The sequence below is a fragment of the Bradyrhizobium sp. USDA 327 genome, assembly GCF_041262065.1.
GTDB lineage: Bacteria > Pseudomonadota > Alphaproteobacteria > Rhizobiales > Xanthobacteraceae > Bradyrhizobium > Bradyrhizobium liaoningense.
This window is the reverse complement of the sequence record NZ_JBGCCW010000001.1, coordinates 1,175,357-1,192,445: the sequence shown is the minus strand read 5'-3', so window position 1 is coordinate 1,192,445 and position 17,089 is coordinate 1,175,357. Positions and strand designations below refer to the sequence as shown.

Annotated in this window: 17 protein-coding genes; 6 read left to right on the top strand and 11 right to left on the bottom strand. The window is 62.6% G+C overall.

The features are described from left to right. Positions 1-527: 527 nt before the first annotated feature. From ABIA42_RS05405 to ABIA42_RS05395, 3 genes are read right to left on the bottom strand one after another with little or no spacing between them, the layout of a single operon-like run. A complete protein-coding gene (locus ABIA42_RS05405; protein WP_370115067.1) occupies positions 528-704 on the bottom strand; it encodes a hypothetical protein in 177 nt (58 codons plus the stop codon). Between the two features lie 22 nt (positions 705-726). Beyond that, a complete protein-coding gene (locus ABIA42_RS05400; protein ID WP_370115069.1) occupies positions 727-1,590 on the bottom strand; it encodes an alpha/beta fold hydrolase in 864 nt (287 codons plus the stop codon). Positions 1,591-1,598: 8 nt separating this feature from the next. Then, a complete protein-coding gene (locus tag ABIA42_RS05395) occupies positions 1,599-4,106 on the bottom strand; it encodes an alpha/beta hydrolase (RefSeq protein WP_370115071.1) in 2,508 nt (835 codons plus the stop codon). Positions 4,107-4,237: 131 nt separating this feature from the next. Between ABIA42_RS05395 and ABIA42_RS05390 the strand changes: the two genes are divergently transcribed. The 5 genes from ABIA42_RS05390 (at position 4,238) to ABIA42_RS05370 (ending at position 7,631) form a co-directional block, all read left to right on the top strand. After that, positions 4,238-5,164, top strand: coding sequence for an alpha/beta fold hydrolase (locus ABIA42_RS05390; RefSeq protein ID WP_370115073.1), 927 nt, complete (start codon positions 4,238-4,240; stop codon positions 5,162-5,164). After that, positions 5,161-5,760 (top strand): hypothetical protein, encoded by a 600-nt coding sequence (locus ABIA42_RS05385; protein ID WP_271530145.1) that lies wholly within the window; start codon positions 5,161-5,163, stop codon positions 5,758-5,760. Before ABIA42_RS05390 ends, ABIA42_RS05385 begins: the two co-directional genes overlap by 4 nt. 91 nt (positions 5,761-5,851) lie before the next feature. Beyond that, entirely contained in the window at positions 5,852-6,505 is a 654-nt protein-coding gene (locus tag ABIA42_RS05380; protein ID WP_370115075.1) for a CoA transferase subunit A, read from the top strand. A gap of 3 nt (positions 6,506-6,508) precedes the next feature. Beyond that, positions 6,509-7,159 (top strand): 3-oxoacid CoA-transferase subunit B, encoded by a 651-nt coding sequence (locus tag ABIA42_RS05375; protein ID WP_370115077.1) that lies wholly within the window; start codon positions 6,509-6,511, stop codon positions 7,157-7,159. A gap of 13 nt (positions 7,160-7,172) precedes the next feature. Further along, positions 7,173-7,631 carry a MaoC family dehydratase gene (locus ABIA42_RS05370; protein ID WP_035672683.1) on the top strand — a complete coding sequence of 153 codons (459 nt, stop codon included), beginning with the start codon at positions 7,173-7,175 and terminating at the stop codon, positions 7,629-7,631. Positions 7,632-7,673: 42 nt separating this feature from the next. On the opposite strand, the gene ABIA42_RS05365 is transcribed toward ABIA42_RS05370, so the two are convergent. The 7 genes from ABIA42_RS05365 to ABIA42_RS05335 all read right to left on the bottom strand — a co-directional run bounded on the left by ABIA42_RS05365 (position 7,674) and on the right by ABIA42_RS05335 (position 15,757). Then, entirely contained in the window at positions 7,674-7,937 is a 264-nt protein-coding gene (locus ABIA42_RS05365) for a DUF3551 domain-containing protein (protein WP_370115079.1), read from the bottom strand. A gap of 18 nt (positions 7,938-7,955) precedes the next feature. Further along, positions 7,956-8,744 carry an enoyl-ACP reductase FabI gene (fabI, locus tag ABIA42_RS05360; RefSeq protein ID WP_370115081.1) on the bottom strand — a complete coding sequence of 263 codons (789 nt, stop codon included), beginning with the start codon at positions 8,742-8,744 and terminating at the stop codon, positions 7,956-7,958. Further along, positions 8,741-9,955: an acetate/propionate family kinase gene (locus tag ABIA42_RS05355; RefSeq protein WP_370115083.1), complete on the bottom strand. Its 1,215-nt coding sequence runs from the start codon at positions 9,953-9,955 to the stop codon at positions 8,741-8,743. The genes fabI and ABIA42_RS05355 overlap by 4 nt, the downstream gene beginning before the upstream one ends. 5 nt (positions 9,956-9,960) lie before the next feature. Then, positions 9,961-10,923, bottom strand: a complete 963-nt coding sequence (locus tag ABIA42_RS05350) for a phosphate acetyltransferase (RefSeq protein WP_370115085.1) — start codon at positions 10,921-10,923, stop codon at positions 9,961-9,963. A 29-nt stretch (positions 10,924-10,952) separates the two neighbouring features. Continuing rightward, positions 10,953-13,172 (bottom strand): DUF3141 domain-containing protein, encoded by a 2,220-nt coding sequence (locus ABIA42_RS05345; protein WP_370115087.1) that lies wholly within the window; start codon positions 13,170-13,172, stop codon positions 10,953-10,955. Positions 13,173-13,236: 64 nt separating this feature from the next. Beyond that, positions 13,237-14,322, bottom strand: coding sequence for an AI-2E family transporter (locus tag ABIA42_RS05340; protein ID WP_271530152.1), 1,086 nt, complete (start codon positions 14,320-14,322; stop codon positions 13,237-13,239). A 142-nt stretch (positions 14,323-14,464) separates the two neighbouring features. Then, positions 14,465-15,757, bottom strand: coding sequence for a DUF2254 domain-containing protein (locus ABIA42_RS05335; protein WP_370115089.1), 1,293 nt, complete (start codon positions 15,755-15,757; stop codon positions 14,465-14,467). Positions 15,758-15,771: 14 nt separating this feature from the next. On the opposite strand from ABIA42_RS05335, the gene ABIA42_RS05330 reads away from it, so the two are divergent. Then, a complete protein-coding gene (locus ABIA42_RS05330) occupies positions 15,772-16,242 on the top strand; it encodes a hypothetical protein (protein ID WP_271530154.1) in 471 nt (156 codons plus the stop codon). On the opposite strand, the gene ABIA42_RS05325 is transcribed toward ABIA42_RS05330, so the two are convergent. Beyond that, positions 16,191-17,075 (bottom strand): MBL fold metallo-hydrolase, encoded by an 885-nt coding sequence (locus tag ABIA42_RS05325; RefSeq protein ID WP_271530155.1) that lies wholly within the window; start codon positions 17,073-17,075, stop codon positions 16,191-16,193. The two genes, ABIA42_RS05330 and ABIA42_RS05325, sit on opposite strands and share 52 nt — an antisense overlap. Positions 17,076-17,089: the final 14 nt, after the last annotated feature.

Below are 17,089 nucleotides of genomic sequence, written 5' to 3'. Positions count from 1 at the left end.
ACCGCGGCAGCATATCGGCGTGAGCCGACCAGGATTGCACCTCGAACAAACCGGTCGAGAGCTGCCGAACTTGTACTCACGTCGCGTATGCCGATTTTCAGCGTCGCCCGACGCGATCGACGGGGCCGCCGCGATTCATTGGCGTTCCAGGCCGCACCGCTTCACGCGTTACCGCGCGCGCAACAGGACGCGGCCTGAGCACGACGCCGGGCCGTGCAATGCAGCTCGGCGGATAATCGACGTATTGGCAGTAGACGACTGCAGCTGCCGGTCCGCTACTGACGGCAGTTCCTACGAGCGCCACCGAAGCGGTTAAGGCCAACCCGGAAAGAGTCAATGTGGCTGATCGACGAAGCTTCATTAGAACCTCCTTACATTGTCATGCGTGAATGTGAGCCTCGGTAGCAGAGCGGGCACGGGTAGCACCCGCAGACGGTCCGGTAACGATCCCAGATAGGCGGCATCCCCGCCGCTGCCGTGCCGTGACATGCGACGCCAAGTCCGCCACTCTGACAAGCGGATGTGCTTCAACGGCGCTTACCTGGCCTCTGGTCGAGGCGCAGCCTCTGAGCTCTCATGCGCCTGATCTCTTCGTTAAGTGCTTCTATCTTCTCGTCCTGCTGCTCAGTCCTCGATTTCAGCTGCTCTTCGGCGCGCAGCTTCTCGAGTGCCTTTTCGACGGAAAGCTTTGTGGTTTCGGCCATGCTCATCCTCCATTGAGAATTGCTATTTCGCTAGTCCTCCGAACCAGGCTCCGAAATAGCCGGCATACAGCGCCGGCAGTTCCAGATTCATGGAATGACCCATCCGGGGTACAGTCACGAGCCGGCAGTCCGGCATCGCCGCCGCCATGCTCTCGAGATCCGCCGGCGGGATCCACCCGTCCTGCTCGCCCCAGAGCACGAGATGCGGATGCTGGATTTCCGGCATGCGGCGCTCCAGCTCCCGGCTTTCCTTTTCCCGGTTGAGGTTGACCGGCGTGCCGATCCAGATGCCCTCGGAGACGCCAAAAGTCTGCTCAATGATGCGATCGAACAGCGCCGGGATCTCGCCGAGCCCCTCGCGGAATCGCGGGATTGCGTTCGGCGCAAGGCTCTCCGGCACGAACAGCGAGGATGCTGCGGTGGCCATCACCGTCCGCGTCAGCTCCTTGCTCGCCATCATCGCCCGGAAAAGGCCGATCTGATCGGCATTGAAGGACATTCCGAGCGGCGTGACCGGGTCGAGCGCAAACACCCGCCCGAACCGCTGCGGCTGCATCAGCAGCATCCGTGCGACGATGATGCCGCCGGTCGAATGGGTCGCGAGATGGCAAAACCCGATGCCCAGCGCATCCAGTGCCGCCAGCATGTCGTGCGCATGCTGCTGCATCGAGTAGTTGGCATAGTCGGCCGCGGGTTTCGGCCGATCGCTGTCGCCGCAGCCGCGCCAGTCGATTCCGATCACGCGCAGTCCGCTCGGAAACATCGGCGCAGCGAGCTCGATCCAGTCCTTGCTGGCGAGATTGCCGTGGATGAAGACGACGGTGACGTCGCCTTGGCCCCACTCTCGCCAGCCCAACCGGACCTCACCCGCCTCAACCGTTGACATGGTCCAGCCTATTTGTTCAGGCCGGCCGTCGGTGCGGCGCCGGGTGGAGTCGGCGCCACCGGCAAGGCCGAGACGGCCGAACCTTTGATCATCCGATCCGTGCCGAGCGGCGACGACGTATCGACCGTTCCCTTGATCACGAAGTCCACCACGTCGACCGGGAACTCCACCGGATTGTCGGTGTGGATGAAGTGACCTGTCTCCGGATAGATCTTGAGAATTGGCCGGTTGCCCGCACTGGTCATGCGTGACATGAACGGCGTGATGACGTCGCGTCCGAGGTCCGTCAAGCCGTTGAACGCCGGCGTCGGGATGAACGGCTCCTTGTCGCCGAAGGAGAGGAAGATCGGCGCCTTGATCTGGGCCACCCGCTGGTAGAGGTTCTTCGGGTCATCCTGCTGCAGCTCGGACCCGATCGAATAGATGTCGTAGATGAAGACGTTGGCCCATTGCTCGAACTCCTTCGGGTTGCCCTTGATGAGCCCGACGCGCTGCTCGGTGTGGAAGCGGGCATATTCGCTGTCGCTGTAGAAATAGCCGCTTTTCGCCGCCGACACGGCGTTGGTCTCAGGATCACGTTTCTTGAAATAGAAGAAGTCGCGGACGCTCTGCTCCGAGCGTCCGAGCTCCGCGGCAAGGATGCCGGTCGGACCCCAGGTTTCCTTCCACTTGTCGAAATCATGATCGAAGACCTGATCGAACAGGCGCGCCTTCTTGTCCTTGGCGATCGTGATGTCGCGCGGATACTCTTCAAGGCCCGAAGGAGCTTCGAGCGCAAGGCCGTGGACGGCGTCCGGCCACGTGAGGGCATAGCCCATGACGACCTGGCCGCCGAGCGAATGACCGAGGTAGTGGGCCTTCTTGACGCCGAGCTGATTGACCACGAGATCGTACACGGCTTCGCGCATGTCCTGCATCGTCCGCGCCGGGCTCTTGTCGAGATTGCCGGGACCGGACATGCCGTAGTGCGGCAGGTCCGGCACGATCACGCGCAGGCCGCTACGCAGAGCATATTGCATGACGTTACCGTAGTGCCCGCCGAACGCGCCTTTGCCATGAATGATGACGAGCACCTTTGGATCCTTCTCGGTGCCGGCGTACTCGTCCATGTAGCCGATCTGCCAGGACGTGCCTCGCTTGTCTTTCGCGGTCGCGTATTTGACCGGATAGGGGTAGGTCACGGCTTCCTTCCAGAACGACTTGGTGGGGTCGATCTTTTCGGTCACGCCCGGCGCGCGATAGTTCTTGTCGACGTATTTCTGCGCGCGATCGAGGCTCGCCACGTCATCCATGAAGGCGACGAACTTCGGATCGTTCTTCCGGTGATTGACGATCGAGAACACGCCGTAGTGGGCGACAGGGCTTTCCTCCGCGATCAGCTGGGCGCCCGGTACTCGGTCGACGGCGCGCTCGGCCAGCTTGAAGTTCAGCCACAGGTCGTTGGTGATGTGCATCACCATGGTGCGGGCCTGAATGCGGCCGAGATAGGGATTGACGTTGTGGGTTTCGCCGACCCGGTTGCGCCAGACGAGATCGACCGCGTCATACAGCTTGGCGCGATTGGTCACGCTACTGCCGGCCTTTTCGTTCGGCGGATCCCAGTAGAACACTTCGGGCTGCACGGCGGCGAAGCTCTGCGTCGTGCGGTAGGCGAAGTCGTATCCGGTCAAGCCAAGCACCGACCAGCCGAAGGCAACGCCCGGCACGGGATGCTTTTCCTTGGGCAGCTTGTAGTAGTCGCCCTTCGTTGCTTGCCACACGGGATCGGACTGGATGGCTGCGGTCATCATCTGGAAGGTCCAGTTGCCGACCGGGTCCTCTGCGTCCGACTGCGTGGTGCCGCCGATCGGCATCAGCCCGCCCATGAATTCCGGGTGCATCACGCCCCAGACATAGGTCTGCGTGCCGCCCATCGAGACGCCGGTAATCAGCGCCGCATGTGCGATCTTCAGGCCGTCGTGCAGCATGCGGTAGTTCGCCTGCACCATGTCGTAGTAGCTATACTGCGGAAACTTGGTGCCGAGCCCGTCGGACGGTTTGCTCGCGCCCCAGGTGCCAAGCGGATCGACCATCACGACATAGTAGCGATCGGTGTCGATCGGCCGGCCCGGCCCAATGACAGGAACTCCGCCCGACAGGGCAGTGCCCTTGACCCACTGCTCGTACATGTCAGTGGAATCGCCGGAGTAATAGGAATTGACGATCACGGCATTGGTGATCTCGCCCGCCGCATTGCGGCGGGCGTTGCCGATCGCAATGTAGGCCGTACGCAGTTTGCCGGCGCCGAGCGATTCGAGCGTGACGCCGCCCTCGCCGCCGTTCTCCCACTTCGAAGGGTCGGAGAGATCGTACTTGCCGCCGATGCGGAAGTTCGCAATCTCGTAGGTCTTCTTGAGCTCGTCATGCTGCATCTGCGATGAGCGGCGGGTGAAGGGCTCCGCGACCGCCAGCGCGGTCCCCACCAACAGCAACAGCAGACTCACACAGCAATACCGAATGAAGTTCTTTCCGGCCATGGCCGCTTCCTCCCGGCAATTTTGTCAAAAGGCTAGGTACGCGCTCGCGGCCGACCCTTGATCTAACTCAATGGATCGCTGTCTTCGTGGACGAGCATTGTGGTTGCCATCCATCCGGCCCGGACCCCGCAATGCCCTTTCTCAGTCACGGCTCATATCGCATCCGTTATGAGCTTGACGGGCCAGCGAACGCTCCCGCCTATGTGCTGGTCAATGGGCTTACACAATATGCCGAGCTGTGGGCCGCGTATCGCGACGCCCTGGTTGCGCGGCAATTCCGCGTCGCGACGTTCGACCTGCTCGGCCAGGGGGTGTCCGACAAGCCCGCTCTCTTCATCAGCCAGGACGATCAGGTGGCGGCGCTTCATCTCCTGGTCGACGAACTCGGCGACGGACCCATTTTTCTCGCCGGTATCAGCTTCGGCGGCCTGATCGCGCTGCGCTACGCGATCGAGCACGGCGAGCGGCTGGCCGGGCTGGCGCCGATGAGCTGCTTCGCGGAGCTTCCGCCGCAACTGTTCCTGCTTGGCAACGCACTCCGCACCGCGCTGATCCTGGGCGGCACCAGCTACCTCCAGGATCTGTTGCTGCCGATGAACGTCTCCGATCAATGGCTAGGACCGGTATTGGACAAGCTCGACAGCGTGAAACGGCAGGGATGGCTGGTCAACGACGTCTACGCGCTGCAAAACCTGATGGAGTCCTTCCTCGACTTCCGGCCGCTGACGTCACAACTGTCGTCGATCACCCTGCCGACCATGATCCTGAACGGCGAGTTCGACTTCCTGACGCCTCGCGCACTCCATGAGACCCTGCGCGTCCGGATTCCGAACAGCGCGCTCGTAATCATCCAGCGCGCCTATCACGCCTTCACGCTGGAGAAGCCGGCTCTGACCGCGGACCTGCTCGCCCGCTTCGCAGAGGACGTGCTGGCCGGCCGCTGGCAGGGCAACAAGGCTGTCTGGATCGCGCCGGAAGAGGCCGGCGGCGAGCTCATTGCGTTTCCTGCCGGCTACGATCATCTGCGCGCCATTCCCGTGCAGGGACCGGCCACATGAGCGAATTCCTTGGACCGCTCGACCCGCAAGGCCGTGTGCCGCCGTACCAGCAGACTCGCGTCGCCGCGTTCCTGACCTCCGCCCATGGCGCGTTGGCGCGGCAGTTCGCGTTCGCGCTGCCCGCAAAGCTCGTGTCCGCCTGGCAGACCGAATTGAACGCGCAGGTCTACCACGAGGCGGAGATCGTCTCCCTGCTGCTTCGGGCGACGTCCTGGGTCCCGGACCTTGCGCTGGGGTACCTGTCGATGTCCTGGGAGACGGCATGGTTTCCGCAACCAGCCGAAAGCATTCCGGATCAGCCGCTGGCGCAGGCAGTCGGCCTGGCAACACTTGCGCATGCCGTTCATGCCGGCATAAGGCCGGCCGCTTTGCTCCCGAGGGAAGCCAATGCCGACGATCCCTTCGTCATGGCCTTGCGGCGCATCGAATTGGAGAGCGGCCGGTTGCTGCAGGCGCAAATCCTGTTCCTGAAAGGGCCGGAGCTTTTGGCCCATCGCGATGCTGTCAGCGCTGCGCTCGAACATCGCCACGTCGAGATTCGCAAGCTATGGACCAGCGCGCTGGAAGGCGTCGGCATCGCGTTCCATGAATCATGAGAAGCCTTGACGCAGATCAAGGGACCGGGATGAACGCAAAGCGAGCATTCCACCGTCGCTTCCTTGATCTCTGCCGACTGGAGTTGGAACCATGAAGGCCGTTTCCATCGAAGAAGCCGTCGCGATGATCCCGGCAGGCGCAAGCATCATGGTCGGCGGCTTCATGGGGGTCGGCACGCCGGGGCGTCTGCTCGACGAGCTCGTCCGGCAACGAAAGGCAGGGCTCTCCATCATCAGTAACGACGCTGCGTTGCCGGGCAAAGGTGTCGGGAAGCTGTTCGATGCGGATCTGGTCTCGCGTCTCACCGCGACCCACATCGGCCTCAATCCGAAGGCGCAGCAACAGATGCTGGCCAAGCAAATCGCGGTCGATTTGATTCCGCAAGGCACCTTCGTCGAGCGCATTCGCGCAGGCGGATGCGGTCTCGGCGGCGTCCTCACGCCGACCGGCGTTGGCACGCTGGTCGCGGAAGGCAAGCGCCAGATCGAGGTCGACGGAAAATCGTTCCTGCTCGAGACCGCTCTGCGCGCGCAGTTCGCGCTGGTTCACGCTTTTCTCGCCGATTACCTCGGCAACCTCTCCTATGCGCTGACCGCGCGCAACTTCAATCCGGTCATGGCGATGGCGGCGGACACCGTGATCGTGACCGCGGAACACATCGTGCCCGTTGGCGTCATCGCACCCGACCACGTCGTAACGCCGGCGCCGCTGGTCGACTATCTCATTACGAACCCGAACGGGTGACACATGGACGCACAGGAGATCATCGCCCGACGCGTCGCCAAGGAGCTCAGAAGCGGCGATCTCGTCAATCTCGGCATCGGCATTCCGACGCTTGTTGCCAACTACGTTCCGCCTGACTTGAAAGTATTCTTCCAGTCGGAGAACGGATTGATCGGTACCGGGCCGATCCCCGAGCAAGGACTTTCTCATCCGCTGCTGACCGACGCCGGCGGCCGCCCGATCAGCGCGCTGCCGGGGGCCAGCACCTTCGACAGCGCGATGTCGTTCGGACTGATCCGCGGCGGCCACGTCGACGTGACCGTGCTCGGCGGACTCCAGGTCGATGCCCACGGCCATCTCGCCAACTGGATGATCCCCGGCAAGATGGTTCCGGGCATGGGCGGCGCGATGGACCTCGTCAGCGGCGCCAAGCGGGTCATCGTCGCCATGCAGCACGCCGCGAAAGGCAAGTCCAAGATCGTCGCCAAATGCACGCTGCCGTTGACGTCGGTCCGGCCGGTGCAGCTGGTCGTGACCGACATGGCGGTGATCGGCTTTCCTGACGGCAAGGCCACGTTGCTGGAGATTGCTCCCGGCACCAGCGTGGGCGAGGTCATGGCGGTGACGGACGCCGAGCTCGTCGTGCCCGACGACATCCCGGAAATGAAGATCTGAGCAGGCCACCATCATGCGCATATTCAGCAACTTCGACGAGATCAAATCCGCGGTCGGTACCGAGATCGGCGTCAGCGACTGGATCGAGGTGACGCAGGATCGCATCAACCAGTTCGCCCAAGCGACTTGCGACGAGCAGTGGATCCACGTCGATCAGGAACGCGCCAGGAGGGAAGCGCCAGGCGGCACCACCATCGCGCATGGCCTGCTGTCCCTGTCGCTTGCGCCTCTTTTCATTCGTTCGGTGATGGGCCTGAAGGGCCTGCGCAACACCCTGAACTACGGCGCGGATCGAATCCGATATCTTGCCCCCGTCCCCGCCGGATCGAGGCTGCGCGGGCGGATCACGGTCGCCGAAGCCGAGGACGTGCCGCCGGACGGCCTGCGCGTCAACTACCATCTCGTCATTGAGATCGAGGGCGGCAAGAAGCCGGCCTGCGTCGCCGAGCTGATCGCGCTGCATTACCGCTAGGTGTGCAGCCAACGGCGGGCCGCGGCGATCCGGAGGACGCCGTCAGTAGGCTCGCGGATATCGCGGGTATCCCCCACGGGGGAACGCCTGAGCGAAGTACGGGTTTATCACGCACATGGCGGCTCGTCCGAAAGCTGACGCCTGACACTGCGGCAGCGATGTGTAGCTGCAATCGATCCATTCGCCTCCGCCAAGAGACCCTTCGTAGACCTTCATGCATACAGCATAGCGCGGATCGTAGGTTTGCGCCTGCGCGGGCACGAAATGGATCGCAAGCAACAACAAGCTCAACCCGACCGTACGCACCTGAACCTCCGCCGTTGTTCAGTCGATGATGTGATAACCGCCGTCGACATAGAGAACGCCGCCGGTGATCAGCTTGGCCCCGTCGAGCGCCAGGAACGCCGTGGCGTTGCCGACGTCTTCAATGCTGACGAGGCTGCGGGTCGGCGCGGTGGACTGCGCCTTGTCCATGAGATCATCGAATTCGGGAATGCCCGATGCCGCGCGCGTGGCGAGCGGTCCTGGTGAGATCGCGTGAACACGGATGCCCTTCGGACCGAGTTCGGCCGCAATGTAGCGGACCGCCGCTTCAAGCGCTGCCTTGGCCACCCCCATAACGTTGTAGTTCTTCACGACCATCTGGCTGCCGTAGTAGGTCATGGTGAACATCGTGCCCCCGTTCTTCATCAGCGGTTCGGCGAGATGCGCCATCCGCATGAACGACCAGCAGGAGACATCCATCGTCTTCAGGAAACCGTCGCGCCCGACATCCACAACGCGGCCGTGCAGCGCCTCCTTCGGCGAAAATGCGATCGAATGCAGCAGGAAATCGAGTTGCCCCCACTCGCTTGCAATACGCTCGAAGACCTGTTCAGTCTGGCCTTCCACCATGACGTCCAGCGGCATGAAGATCGGCGCTTCCAGCGCACGCGCGAGCGGTTCGACATGCTTCTTGGCACGGTCATTGAGGTAGGTGACGGCGAGTTCCGCCCCGAGGGCGCGAAACGCCCTTGCGCAGCCCCAGGCGATGGATTGGTCGTTGGCGATGCCGACGATGAGGCCTTTCTTGCTCTTCAGGGCGACCTTGGTGTCCGGGAACACGGGAATCATGACGCCCTCTCTTGTCTGGAGTTGCTCGATGGCTGGTTCATCAGCAGCGACAGCGTGTGCTGCGCGATCATCAGTTCCTCGTCGGTCGGTACGACATAGACGGGGATACGACTCTCGGAACGCGATATCAGCCGCGAATTGCGAGAATTGCTGGCGTGGTCGAGGCTGACACCGAGCCATCCGAGCTGCTCGACCACACGGGCGCGAATCGTCGCGGAATTCTCGCCAATGCCGGCAGTGAAGACGAAGGCGTCCAAGCCTTGCAATGCGGCCGCGAGCATGCCGGCATTGAGGCCGATCCGATACACGAAATAGTCGATCGCCAGCTTGGCCTTGGCGTCGTCGCTGGCCTCGAGTTCCCGCATGTCGTTGCTGACGCCCGAGAGTCCCTTCAGTCCGCAATCGCGATAGAGAAAGCCCTGAACGTTCGACACCGACATGCCCTTCTCTGAGATGAGATAGAGCACGACACCGGGGTCAAGCTGGCCGGGCCGCGTTCCCATCGGCAGCCCGTCCAACGCCGTGAAGCCCATGGTGCTTTCGACGCTTCGTCCCTCGTTGAGCGCGCACATCGAGGCGCCGCTACCCAGATGAGCCACGATGACCCGCCGGTTCGCGATGTCGGGCGCAATCTGCGGCAGGGCCTTCGCGACATATTCGTAAGACAGCCCGTGGAAACCGTAACGGCGCACGCCCTCGGCATGGAGCTGATGCGGGATCGCGTAGTGATCGGCGACCGCGCTGTGCGTTCGATGAAAGGCGGTATCGAAGCAGGCCACCTGCGGCAAGGCCGGAAAACCGGCAAGGATCGACCGGATCGGCGCTAGGTTGTGCGGCTGGTGCAGTGGTGCGAGATTGACGAGGCGTTCCAGGCGGGCGACAACGCCGTGGTCGATCGACACCGGCCGGTCAAAATGCGGACCGCCATGCACGACGCGGTGTCCGACCGCGATCGGGTGGATGCGAAGCTCGTCCCGCAACCAGCTCCCGGCGATCTCCATCGCCGCCGGAACGTCTGCGACGGCCTCGATCGGATACGCTCGCTCGGCCAGCGTCTCACCGTTCGCGCCACTCGCCCGCAATCGTGGTCGGCTGGCAATGCCGTCGATCTGGCCCTTGATCTGCCGTCGAAGGATACCCTCTCCCTCGACAGAAAAGATCTGGAACTTGACGCTCGAGGAACCTGCGTTGACGACGAGGATCGTATCCATCGCGGTCACGCAGCGACTGTCGGCGCATGTTGGCGCCGGGCGTTGGCATAGAGCGACGCCACCGCGCAGGACGCCATGCGCGCACGGGGCGTGTCTGCCCGGGACGTCAGCACGACCGGCACCCGGGCGCCAAGCACGATGCCGGCGCCGTCGGCCTTGGCGAAGTAGGCGAGATTTTTCGCCAGCATGTTGCCGGCTTCGAGGTCGGGAACGACGAGGATCTGGGCTCGCCCGGCAACTTCGGACTTGATGCCCTTGATCCGTGCCGCCTCGGGATCGATGGCGTTGTCGAAGGCCAGCGGCCCGTCGAGCACGCCGCCACTGATCTGACCGCGGTCGGCCATCTTGCACAGGGCGGCCGCCTCGATCGTCGATGGGATCTTCGAGGTCACGGTTTCCACGGCCGACAGGATCGCCACGCGCGGCGATTCTCCAAAGCCGGCCTGGTTGTACAAATCAATGGCGTTCTGGATGATATCCCGCTTGGCATCGAGATCGGGAAAGATGTTGATGGCTGCGTCGGTGACGAGCAGGGTGTCGGCATAGGCCGGAACATCCATCACGAAGACGTGGCTGATACGACGGTCGGTGCGCAGGCCACCCGCTTTCGCCGTGATGGCGCGCATGAGTTCGTCGGTATGCAGGCTGCCCTTCATCAGCATCTCGCCCCTGGCAGCATGGATCAGTTCGACGCTCCTGGACGCGGCTTCCTCGCTATGCGCGGCATCGACGATCTCGAAGCCGGAGATATCGAGATCGTGCCTGCCCGCCGTCTCCCTGATCTTTCTCTCGGGTCCGACCAGGATCGGTCGGATGATGCCGGCTTGCGCGCTATCGACAGCTCCGCGCAACGAGGTCTCATCGCAAGGATGCACCACCACGGTCGGCACCGGCGGCACGGCCTTCGCTGCCGCAATCAAGCGATCGTACTTACTGGAAGACTGCGCTGACCTGGTATCGGCTGACATGATGTCACTCCCAATCCTTCCATGACCCCCTAGGACGCCTTCGCCTTTGGGTCGAAAGGGGCAATGTTTGACGGCCCCTCTCCCGCCTCGACGCCGAACAGCGCGGCAATGCGCAGCAGGCGGCTCGCGCTCTCTCCGGTGATTTCGCCGCTGGCGGAGAGGACCTCGCGCATCATTGCGAATGCAGCGAGTCGTTGCGCGACGTCCTCTGGGAGCATCCCCGGAATCGCGGCCAGGGCGCCGTCCCGGTCAAGCAGCAGCATGAAGAACTGCTCACGCACCAGCATCTTGAACTCAGGCAGAGTCAAACGTGCTCCACCGTAATCGCGGCGGACTCGACGGAGCGCCTCGATGCTTCGCTCGTCGATCATTCCGCGCGCGGAGCCTATATAGAGCAAACTGCGAATAGCTGCTTCACGGAGGCCCCCCTCGCCCATCCTGGACTTCAATTCGGCAATTCGCCTTTCGAGCATCGCCCGGTGCTCAGCCGACATCTCGCGCCGACGCGACGGCTCCGACTTCGGATCGAGCCCGACCGCAGCCTGAAGTGCGGGCGAGCCGTAGACATTGAGAAATATCGTCTCGCTCAAGGCCTCCTGCGCGTCGCGCCAGCTATCCAGCACATGGACGATCTGCTTGGACATCTGCTCCTGGAACGCCAGGAAGGGATTGTCCTTTGCCACAGGCTTGCGCTTCTCCTCGATCTCTTCGGCCGCCGTCCTCACGACGCCCATCCAGGGATTCCGGCTGCTGAAGACCTCGTACTGCAGCCGCAGCGGATGCAGGTTGCGCATGGTCTCCGCCATCTGTGGCGTGACCATCTTTTTGATCCAGGGCTGGACGAACTTCCGGTACGCCGCGAGATTGATCTCGGAGACGCGCTTTGCGGCCGCGAAGCGCCGCTCGTCCTCGGGTGAATTGCCGCCCATGGCGCGAATATCGTCGAGCGTTCGCGCCTCGCAGCGCATCACCCACTGTCCGACGACGAGGTCGGAGCTCTTGGTCTCTTCACCCTTGGCCTCAAAGGTCGCTTCATAGAGCCCCGGAGGCAGGACATCGATCAGATCGATGTTGCTGGAGAATTCGGCATGCTGCTTTTTCGCAACGCCGCCGGACACGAAGATGCCGAGATGGCCGATGCTCTCGTGAACGGTATAGACGATGGTCTGCCCATAGGCTCTGATCTCATCGACGTCGGCATAGCAATCGAGAATCCAGTCCAGCGCCTGCTGCGGCGGCGTGACGTTGTCGCCCTTGGAGCAGAACACCACGATCGGTGACCTGATATTGCGCAGATCGACCTTCTGTCCGTCCGACATCTCGATCTTGCCGGCCGCGAGGTTATTGCCGATGAAGAGCTCATCGACGATGAACTGGATTTCCTCCGCGTTCAGGTTGACGTGCCCGCCCCACCAGCGCTCGAAGTCGAGGTAGCGATCGGCTTCGGTATCGACTTTGGAGTAGACGTTGTATTGCTTGGTCCAGAGCGTGTTGGATGGGTTCTGGTTCTCGAAATTCTGCACCAGCCAGGCGCCATCGAACTTGCCGGCACCGAGATCGCTGGTCAGTGCCGTCAGCCAGCTCCCTCCCAACAGGCCGCCGGAATAACGCATCGGATATTTGCCGTGCACGCCCGCCCAGTAAGCGAGCGGTGCGCCGGCGATGATCAATGGCCCGAATAATTCAGGCCGCAGCGACGCCAGGATCATGACGGCCCAGCCGGCCTGGCAATTGCCGATCACGCAGGGCTTGCCGTCGGCTTTCGGATGCAGGCTGATGACCTTCTCGATGAACAGCGCCTCGGCGCGCGCGATGCGCTCGATGGTCTGCCCTGGCATCGGCTCCGGCAGGAAGCCGATAAAGTAGCAGGGATGCCCTGCTTTCATGGCAACGCCGATCTCGCTGTCCGCCTTGAAGCCGCCGATTCCCGGACCGTGTCCCGCGCGTGGATCGACCACGACGAACGGCCGCCGTTCGAGATCGATCTCGACCCCCTTGGGTGGAATGATGCGCACCAGCGCGTAGTTGACGGGCTCATCGAGCTTGCGCCCGTCGACGATCAGTTCAGCGGCATATTGCAGGACATGCGGCGCCGTCTGCGCGACGTGCTCGCGATACTGATCGCCGCGCTGGCGCATGATGTCCAGGAACAAGACGCTCCGCTGCCCCGCATCGACCATGTATTCGACCGCCGAGGCAACCATCCCGGATAGCGGACCACCCGGCAGGTCCAATTTTTCCATCGTCATATCCCGATCTCGCTGTCGTGTGCGTTCAGAAGGCGCCTCCACGACGTGCCGCCGTTGATTTAAGTCAACGTTCGACAACGGTTTGCAGCGGGACGGCGTCCGTCTTGATCCAGGCGACCGCAAGCTCCCAGGCGACCGAAAGGATGATGGGGCCGATGAAAAGACCGATGATTCCATGCCCCAGCGTTCCGCCGATCACGCCGATCAGGATGACGAGTGTCGGCGTGGTCAAGCCGCGCCCCATCACCAGCGGCTTCAATACGTTGTCGAGGATGCTGACGATTCCGAGGAAGAAGGTCAGCAGTAATGCGGTGGTGACGTCCTTGTCGGTCCAGATCCAGACGATCACGGGAATCATGACGAGGGCTGCGCCGATCTGCACGATCGAGAGCAGCAGGACCAGGAGTGCCAGGAGGCCGGCGATCGGGATGCCCGCGAGCTTGAAACCGATACCGGCCAGCAGCGCCTGGACCACCGCGATACCGATCACACCTTGGGATACCGCTCGGATGGTCGCTCCTGCCAAATCCAGGAAATGCTCGCTCTGCTCGGGCACGATCCGCGCGAGCATGCCTCGTCCCGCGGCCACGAGCTGCGGGCCATAGGGAAGGATAACGCCGGCGACCACGACCGACAGCAGGAACTTGACTGCTCCCACGCCAGCATCACCCGCGAGACCGAGCAGCGTGCCGGCGAACGGCTTCAGATAAGGCGCGACCTGATGCAGGGCCGAGCGAAGATTCGTTGAGGCCTGCGCCCACAGTTCGTAAAGCTGCGCTCCGATCAGCGGCCAACCCTTGAGGGCTTGAGGCGGCAATGGAACCGTTAGTTCACCCGCGGCCAGCTCGGCGGCAAAATCCTTGACGCCATCCACCGCACCCATGCCGAGCCAGGCCGCAGGGCCGATGAAGATGGCAAGATTGATTGCGGTGAAGATGGCCGCAGCGAGCTTCGGGCGACCGCCCAGGATCCTGGCGAGCAGGACGAAGGCCGGATGGAGCGCGACCGCAAGCACGAGCGCCCAGACCAGAATGGTCACGAACGGACGAACCAGGTAGAATGTCCAGAAGATCAACAGACCGAGCAATCCGAGGCGGATCAACAGCTGGACTGCGTCTTCGCCGGTGAGGCGTTGAAGGAGTGTCCTCATGATCGCTCCTCTCCGCTCTCTCGTTGGAGCCAGATGCTGATGCTCACCAGGAGAACCCAGAACGGAAAGACGATGATGCCGACGGCTGCAGCGACGCGCGGCGCTCGCAACCCCACTCGCGCCAATCCGGCGGGGCCGGTGCTCATGATGCCGCCCGTTCCGACTGCCCCCCGAGCCTTGCCGGGCCGTTCTCCTCCTGGTGATGAGACAGGCCGAGCCCCTGCCGATCCTCAATGCGGGCCGCGGCGCGATCCTCCGGGTCAAAACCCGATCGCTCGATTCCGGAATCCAGATGGCCGAGATAAGCGTGAACCGTTCGTGCCCGCTCGTTGCCGGCGCACGCGGCAAGCTCAACCAGGGCGGATCGAAGACGGCGCATCACCTGGATGGAGGTCGATCCGAACTGCCTGATCTCGTCGAATGCGAGCGCGAGGTAGTCCTCCCATGTCGGCATCCGATAGATCACCCTCAGAATGCCGTCCTGATCGAAGGCGCGACAGGCCTCCAGATCACATTTTGCCAATCGTCGCAGGAGATCTTCGATCTGGTCGATGGCCTGAACGGCCGTCGTCGGATCGTTGATGGCCGGAGACAGGGCCTTGATGGCGATATCGACCAGCAGGCGCATGGCATATTTCGGATCCTGCTCGAATGTCCGCTGGTCGCCTAGATGGATGGACGCGCGCAGCTGGTTCTCGAACCCGGCGCTGGCCGCACCGCGAACGCGCAAGATTACGGTGCCTTCAAGCAGGGTATCGCCAACGGCGCACTCCAGTATGACGAGGCCGTCCATCCGGCGGCCAAGCCCGACCAGCTTCGCAACATCGATCGAGGTCACCGATTGCGGGTTTCCGACGTGCCGGATGGCTAGCGCCGGTACCTCGGAGTGCCGTGGGGCGGGAACTGCGCTTGCTGCGGTCGACGACTGCACTTCTTGATATGTGCTTGCGATGACGTCCCTTCCCGAATCGCCCAGCGACTGCAGCACGCGCGTGATCTGAAGGTTGTTCAGGCGTTGGACCAGCTGTGCAAGCATCAGCACGCTCGCCATCAGCATGGCACCGACAATCACCGCGGACAACAAAGGGACGCCTTGAGTGCCTTGGCGATCCACCCAGGCCAGCGTCGCAAGACTGTACATGAAAGTCGCGACGAACATGCCCAGCGAGTGAAACAGCAGCCGGTCGCGCGCGAACCAGACCACCAGCCGCGGCGAATAGACGACGGCGTTGAACTGAACCAGTACAAAGGCGATCGAGAAGACGATGCCGGTCAACGCCATCATGCCGGAAGCGACGGCCGAGAGGTACGCTTGGGCAGATGATGTCGAGAGATCAAGACCAGACGCCAAGAACCTGGCTTCCAGCCGCGGCACCAACAAGCCTGCCACAATGCTCGCAGCGGCATAGAGGGATGGTATCAGCCAGAGCTGCATTCCGCGTCGTCTCCATGGCTCAGCGCCAGGCAGGCTTGTCGCCCCTGTTGGCCACGCTCAGCATCGGCGCGGATACCCCCGGTTCGTTGATCTCGATCAATGGTCGGTATGCAGTCGGCAGATCGATGGCCGCCGATGCGTCAGCCTATTATCCAAAGGCGGCAATCATTGGTGGCCGGGCCGCCGCTAACGACTGCTATGAATCCAACAAGGAGACCTTGGCCAAACTGATCCGTGGCTGGGCGGATGCCAATGATGATATCATCGCGAACAGCGCTGAAACGATGGAGAAACTTCAGCAGGCGCACTACAGCCAGACGCCGATTGCGGTCTCCGGGATCCTTTTGTGGGTGCGAGATCCATTTCGATCTCACGCACCTCTTTCCAGATGCCGAGCGAGAACGATTCAATTGTCCGAGCGACGCTCAGCGCCTCATAACCCGAGTTCGGCATCGTCTTTCATCTTCACCGGAATCTGCAAGTAGCGCACGCCATTGGCCTGCTTGGGCGGAAATTTCCCCGCCCGGATGTTGACCTGGATCGAAGGCAAAAGCAGACGCGGTGCGGCAAGCGTGGCGTCGCGCTTGGCGCGCATGCGCACGAAGTCGTCCTCGGGGATGCCTTCCTTCACGTGAACGTTCTTGCTCCGCTGCTCTGCGACCGTCGTTTCCCAGGCGTATTCGTCGCGACCCGGAGCCTTGTAGTCGTGACACATGAACAGCCGGGTCTCGGGAGCCAGCGCGAGCAGCCGCCTGATCGAGCGATACAATCGCTGCGCGTCGCCCCCGGGAAAGTCGGCGCGTGCCGTGCCGTAGTCCGGCATGAAGATTGTGTCGCCGACGAACACCGCGTCATCGATCTTGTAAGAGACATCCGCCGGTGTGTGGCCTGGCGTGTGCAGAACTTCGACGTCGAGCTCACCCACTTGAAAATGCTCGCCGTCCTTGAAGAGGTGGTCGAAGTCACTGCCGTCCGTCGCCAGGTCCACGGCGTTGAAGACAGGCCGGAAGATGCGCTGAACATCCTTGATGTGCTCGCCGATGCCGATCGGGGCGCCGGTCTTAGCCTTGATGTAAGGAGCCCCGGAGAGATGATCGGCATGAGCATGCGTCTCCAATACCCATAGGATACGAAAGCCCCCCTCTTCGGCCTCTCGAAGAATCGCCTCGACGGAACGCGTATCGACCGCGCCCGCGTTGTGGTCATAGTCGAGCACGGGATCGATGACGGCTGCTCCTTTGGTCGCGGGATCGGCCACCAGATAGCTGACCGTATTCGTCGGCTCGTCGAAAAAGGCTTTGATGATCGGCTTCGCCATCGCTCATCTCCTAC